Annotated in this window: 5 protein-coding genes; 3 read left to right on the forward strand and 2 right to left on the reverse strand. The window is 70.8% G+C overall.

Annotation, left to right across the window (positions count from 1 at the left end; translation table 11 throughout):
- Positions 1 to 31 precede the first annotated feature (31 nt).
- The gene (locus ABZU52_RS15210) at positions 32 to 469 is read right to left on the reverse strand and encodes a hypothetical protein (protein ID WP_354971650.1); all 438 of its coding nucleotides are present in this window, start codon (positions 467 to 469) and stop codon (positions 32 to 34) included.
- Between the two features lie 238 nt (positions 470 to 707).
- Between ABZU52_RS15210 and ABZU52_RS15215 the strand changes: the two genes are divergently transcribed.
- The 3 genes from ABZU52_RS15215 (at position 708) to ABZU52_RS15225 (ending at position 3,914) form a co-directional block, all read left to right on the forward strand.
- Complete coding sequence (locus ABZU52_RS15215) at positions 708 to 1,949, forward strand: histidine kinase (protein ID WP_354971651.1); 1,242 nt, start codon at positions 708 to 710, stop codon at positions 1,947 to 1,949.
- 191 nt (positions 1,950 to 2,140) lie between these two features.
- On the forward strand, positions 2,141 to 3,067 hold the full coding sequence (locus ABZU52_RS15220; protein ID WP_354971652.1) for an ATP-binding cassette domain-containing protein: 927 nt from the start codon (positions 2,141 to 2,143) through the stop codon (positions 3,065 to 3,067).
- A gap of 10 nt (positions 3,068 to 3,077) precedes the next feature.
- Positions 3,078 to 3,914, forward strand: a complete 837-nt coding sequence (locus ABZU52_RS15225) for an ABC transporter permease (protein WP_354971653.1) — start codon at positions 3,078 to 3,080, stop codon at positions 3,912 to 3,914.
- 65 nt (positions 3,915 to 3,979) lie between these two features.
- Here the strand turns inward: ABZU52_RS15225 and ABZU52_RS15230 are convergent, their stop codons facing one another.
- Entirely contained in the window at positions 3,980 to 5,050 is a 1,071-nt protein-coding gene (locus ABZU52_RS15230; RefSeq protein ID WP_354971654.1) for a hypothetical protein, read from the reverse strand.
- Between the last annotated feature and the right edge of the window lie 155 nt (positions 5,051 to 5,205).

A 5,205-nucleotide genomic window follows, 5' to 3' on the forward strand; every position in this document is an offset into this window, starting at 1 on the left:
GGACCGGTCGGCCTGACCCCGGCGCCGCGGGTCAGGCCGACGCCGCGTCGCGCAGCACTCGGGCCCGGATCGCCCGGAGCATCGACGTGCGGGTCATCCCGCTGCCGAGCCGGATGAGCAGCCAGTACGGCAGGAACCGGCGCCGGGTGCGCTCGTCGGTGGCGAAGATCCGGGTCTCGGTGGCGAGCACACCCGCCGCGTGCCGGACGTTCATCCCGACCTTGAGGATCCCCGGCTGATGACAGCCGGTCACGATATCCACGATGCTGCCGTCGGGCCGTGGGGTGTCGCCCATGCCCTGCACCGCGGCCAGCAGAAACTCCTCGTCCCCGGTGGGCAGCACCTCACCCATCCCGCTCAGGAAGTCGTCGACGATGCTCCCCCCGGGCGAGACGTCCGCTCCGGTGATCGCGACCAGAGCCCGCGCGATCGGGGCCTCGGACCAGGTCGTCGCGTGGGCGGCCTTCATGACTTCGGCGGTGGCGCCCGGAACCGATACACGATGTATTTCTCGGAAATGCCATTCCGGCACCAGCCGGTCGAGTTCGGATTCCGCTGTACCAGACACAACGCACCCCTCAGTAGATGATCGTAAACAATGTTGCCCGGCCGATACGCCCCCGACTTCACCGAGCCCGCGCAAATCGACGAGCGGGCCGGACTCACGGATCAAGAGAGAAATATGACGGGTGGGTAGAATGCCGGGAATGGGGACGAACACTGTGGGCCACGCGCTGAGCCGCCTGCTGGAGCGCGCGGTCGGCCCGGCCTGCGCGGTCCTGGCGTTCTTCGTGGTTCCGGCGGCCCTGCTGGCGGGGCCCGCGGCGGGCTGGCGGGCGGTCCTGCCCATGATGGTCGCGGTGCTGGGCGCGCTCGCCGTGGCCGCGCTGCACACCCGGGACAGGGTCGTCCCGGTGGTCGCCGTCGTGGTGGTCGTGAGCTCCGGTCTCGGCACCGTCCTGAGCGAACCGCCGACGCTGGAGCAGGCGACCGGCGTGGCCACCCTGCTCGAGATCACCGGGCTGCTGCTGCTGATCTGCCTGATCGCCCGGTACGCCGAGATCCGGCAGGCGTTCGTGTTCTGCACCGTCCTCGGTGTCCTGGCCTCGACGGCCCTGCTGCGGCTGCAGGTCCCCGCGACCGCGATGGAGGTCGTCGCGCAGAGCGTGTTCTTCGCGCTCGGCGCCGTCGCCGCGGCCGCTGGCGGCGGGGGTCTGCGCACCCTGGAGACCCGCCGGATCCGGGCCGTGCACGAGGCCCGGCGTAGCCAGCGCCTGCAGCTGGCGGGTGACCTGCACGACTTCGTGGCCCACGACGTGTCGGGCATCGTCGTGCTGGCGCAGGCGGCCCAGGTGATCAGCGCGGCCCAGCCGGAGAAGGTGCTCGGCCTGCTCCAGCAGATCGAGGCCTCCGGCCGCCAGGCGCTCGACTCCATGGACTGCGCCGTCCACATGCTCAGGTCCTCCGACGGCACGAGCCCGCGCGACTGGGGCTCGACCGACGAGACACAGCTCGTGACCTATGGCCTGGAGGACATCGAGGGCGTCGTCGACCGGTTCCGGGCGTCCGGCCGGGCCGACGTGCGGCTGCACCTCGACCGCTCGCCCGAGCGGCTCCCCCGGGTTCCCCGCGAGGTGGCGAGTACCGCGCACCGGGTGGTGGTCGAGGCACTGACCAACGTACGGCGGCACGCCGGCACCACGCCGTGGGTGACCGTGTCCGTGACACCGGACTTCGCGAAGCCGGAACCGATGCTGATCGTCTCCGTGACCAACGGCACTCCCTCCGTCCGGGAGGCCGGGGGCGGGCACTTCGGCGACCGCTGGGGGACCGCGGCCACCGGCCTGGAGGGGCTCGCCGAACGTGCGCGGGCGCTCGGCGGCTCCCTGGAGTACGGCGGGCACGGCGAGCACGGCTGGCGGGTCACGGCGCTCCTTCCACTGGGCTGAGTGGACTCCCCCTGCGCTGATTGCGCAATGCCAGTTTCAGGGATCTGATCGAGTCTCCTCATAGGGCAGCCGCGCCGATACGTTACGTCTGCAGGCGACGTCCCACGCAGTCCTTTCGGTCTTCCCTGAATGCGTCCGGCGGCCGTGGTGGGCTTCCGATACCGAGGGCAGGGCATCCGATGGACACGGTGATGATCGAAGTCTCCGACGTGACGAAGTCGTTCGGAGCCACCCGGGCACTCGACGGCGTGAGCCTCGCGGTCTCTGAGGGGACGGTGCTGGGCCTGCTCGGGCACAACGGCGCGGGCAAAACCACCATCGTCGGCATCCTGAGCACCCTCTCGCTGCCGACGTCGGGCCAGGCCCGGGTAGCCGGGCTCGACGTCACCCGCAACGCCGAGGAGGTCCGCCGGCGCATCGGTCTGACCGGCCAGTACGCGGCGGTGGACGAGACTCTCTCCGGGCACGCCAACCTGGTGCTGATCGCCCGGCTCCTGGGCGCCACCCGGGCTCAGGCCGCCGCGCGGGCCGAGGAGCTGCTCGAGCTCTTCTCCCTCACCGAGGCCGCGCGCCGCAAGGTGAAGGATTACTCGGGCGGCATGCGCCGGCGCCTGGACCTGGCGGCCAGCCTGGTCGGGCAGCCGGAAGTGATCTTCCTCGACGAGCCGACCACCGGGCTGGACCCCTCCGCCCGCCGCGGCCTGTGGGACGTGGTCAAGCGGCTGGTCCAGGAGGGCACGACGGTGCTGCTGACCACGCAGTATCTGGACGAGGCGGACTTCCTGGCCGACTCGATCACCGTGCTGTCCGCGGGCCGCGTCATCGCCTCGGGCACCGCCGACGAACTGAAGAGCCGGGTCGGGCACCGCACCGTCTCGGTCACCCTGCACACGGCCGACGATCGGCCCCGAGCCGTCCGGGCACTGGAGGCAGCGGGCCTCGCCCCCGCCCACGAACCGGACAGCCTCGTGCTCACCATGCCCGTTCAGAAGTCCACCGACCTGGCCGGCGTCGTCCGGGTGGCGGACGAGGCCAACGTGGAGATCGCGGAACTTGCGTTCAGCGAACCCTCGCTGGACGACGTCTACATGGCCCTCAACCACTCCGCCGGAAGCTAGGGATGTCCCGATGACCGCCGCCACCAGACCGCCGGCTCTTACCGCCACCATCCATCCCACGTCCCCGCGGTTCGGCGGAAGCGGCGTGCTCCAGCAGATCTCGGTGCTCTCCGGTCGATCGCTGCGGGTGCTGCGCGAACCTGCCATGGTCCTGCCCGGCGTGCTCGAACCCATCCTGATGCTCACCGTGTTCAGCCAGGTGTTCAAGAGCGTCTCGCAGACGGCCGCCTTCCCGGCCGGTGTCAGCTACATCGACTACCTGCTGCCGGCGTTCCTCGTCACCAGCTCGATCAGCGCGGGCCTCAAGTCGGGGGTGGCGCTGACCACGGAGATGAACAACGGCATTATCTCCCGGTTCAAAGCCATGCCGATCCACACCGGCTCGGTCCTGGTCGGCCGGAGCATCGCGGACACCGCGCTCAACGTCGTCAACCTCCTCGTGATGCTGGTGGCTGCCGCCCTGATCTTCGGGTACGGCCCGGCCGGCGGCGTGCTCGGCTCGCTCAGCGCGGCGCTGGTCTCGGTGGTGCTCGGCTGGTCCCTGGGCTGGCTGTTCATGGCGCTGTCGGCCTGGTTGCGCCGCCCCGAGTCGCTGCAGCCCATCGGGGGCATGCTCAACATGGTGCTGCTCTTCGCCTCCAACGCCTTCGTCCCGGCCGACGGCCTGCCCGGCTGGCTGCGCGTCGTGGCCGAGGTCAACCCCATGTCGTACGCCATCACGGCAGCCCGCGACCTGGCCCTCGGCCACCCCGACCTCGGCACGATCCTGGCCACGCTGGCCTCCTGCCTGGTGCTCGTCCTGATCACCGCGCCCCTGGCGATCCGCAGCTTCCGCCGGGCGACCTGACCACTCCATGCCAACGGGGGCAGGCCCGGAACCAGATGACCTGATTCCGGGCCCGTTTGTTCTCCTCAGCCGCGGGCGCAGCGCTTGCACACGCCGCGCCGCCGGAAGTAGTAGGCGAGCGTGGCGGCTCCCAGGGCGAGGCCCCACACCGGCCACACCATCTCCGGAACCGTGGCACCCCAATCGTCCTTCTGGTTGTCGAAGGCCCCCTGAAAGTGGAGCCGGATGTACATGACACCGGCGATCGTCACCATGATGGAGACCAGCGTGGCCGGGATGATGGCCAGCAGCATGGGCACCCGCCGGCCCCGCAGGCCCACCATCCACCGGGGGAAGACCTCGCCCCAGCGCTGCACCAGACCCAGGGTCAGCAGCGAGCCGAGCGCACCCATGGTGGCCAGCGCGGCGCCGGCGATCCAGAGGTGGTCCTTCTTGCCCTCCTCCCACAGCTCGTTCGAGATGCCGAGCGGGAAGCCCAGGGCCCAGGCCCACCGGGTGCTGGCGTACAGCAGCGGGACGACGACGGCCGTGTAGGCGGCCCGCTTGCCCCAGCGGGCGGCGGACTCCCGCGACGTCCAGCCGGACTCGGTGTCGGAGCGCCCGCAGCGGGTGCACGCCCCCGACGTGCGGCGCTGGTAGACGACCGCCGACACGACCATGAGCCCGACCGAAACCACCGCGAACAGCTGGTTGATCACGGTCCAATTGATCGCGCTGAACTTCAGCATGAAGACGTAGGCGAGATTGCCGAGGATCCGGAAGTCGGCCAGCGTGAAGAACACCACCGCCGCCGACAGCAGCGAGGCGCCCACCAGCACCCCGGTGGGGATCCGGCGCCGGCCCGGCAACGCCAGCAGCAGCGCGACCACCGCGCTGCCCAGGAACCAGCCCGCGATCCACGGGGCCAGCTGGTCGCGGCCGACGTTCTGGAAAGCCGAGTACTCCGGGTTGGCGTCGTCGGCGCCGAACGGGAACCCATCCCCGCCGGACGCCCAGTAGGCGTGGGCGAGGCCGTACAGCAGGAGGGCGAGGAAGGCCGCGTATCCGATCAGGGCGGTCCGGTTGAACCGCCCCCGTTCCGGCCTCGGTGCACCGTCCTTCACCCGGGCTGACAAGTGCTCGGCCGCCTGGCTCATGATGCTTCCTCCTTGGATATCTCACCGATCAGCATTCCGGGCCGGGGTGCCCGGCACATCTGCCGATCGGCAGATCCGGCCCGGGCCACAGCGCTACGGCCCGGTGCCACCCGCCAACGGCGGGCGGCACCGGGCCGTCGTACGGGGTGCTCCGG

The sequence above is a fragment of the Micromonospora sp. NPDC005220 genome (genome assembly GCF_040607895.1).
Taxonomy (GTDB): domain Bacteria; phylum Actinomycetota; class Actinomycetes; order Mycobacteriales; family Micromonosporaceae; genus Micromonospora.

Excerpts from the sequence above, each read along its gene's own strand:
- ABZU52_RS15215 (WP_354971651.1), top strand. The coding sequence starts at position 708 with ATGGGGACGAACACTGTGGGCCACGCGCTGAGCCGCCTGCTGGAGCGC.
- ABZU52_RS15225 (WP_354971653.1), top strand. The coding sequence starts at position 3,078 with ATGACCGCCGCCACCAGACCGCCGGCTCTTACCGCCACCATCCATCCC.
- ABZU52_RS15220 (WP_354971652.1), top strand. The coding sequence starts at position 2,141 with ATGATCGAAGTCTCCGACGTGACGAAGTCGTTCGGAGCCACCCGGGCA.
- ABZU52_RS15210 (WP_354971650.1), bottom strand. The coding sequence starts at position 469 with ATGAAGGCCGCCCACGCGACGACCTGGTCCGAGGCCCCGATCGCGCGG.
- ABZU52_RS15230 (WP_354971654.1), bottom strand. The coding sequence starts at position 5,050 with ATGAGCCAGGCGGCCGAGCACTTGTCAGCCCGGGTGAAGGACGGTGCA.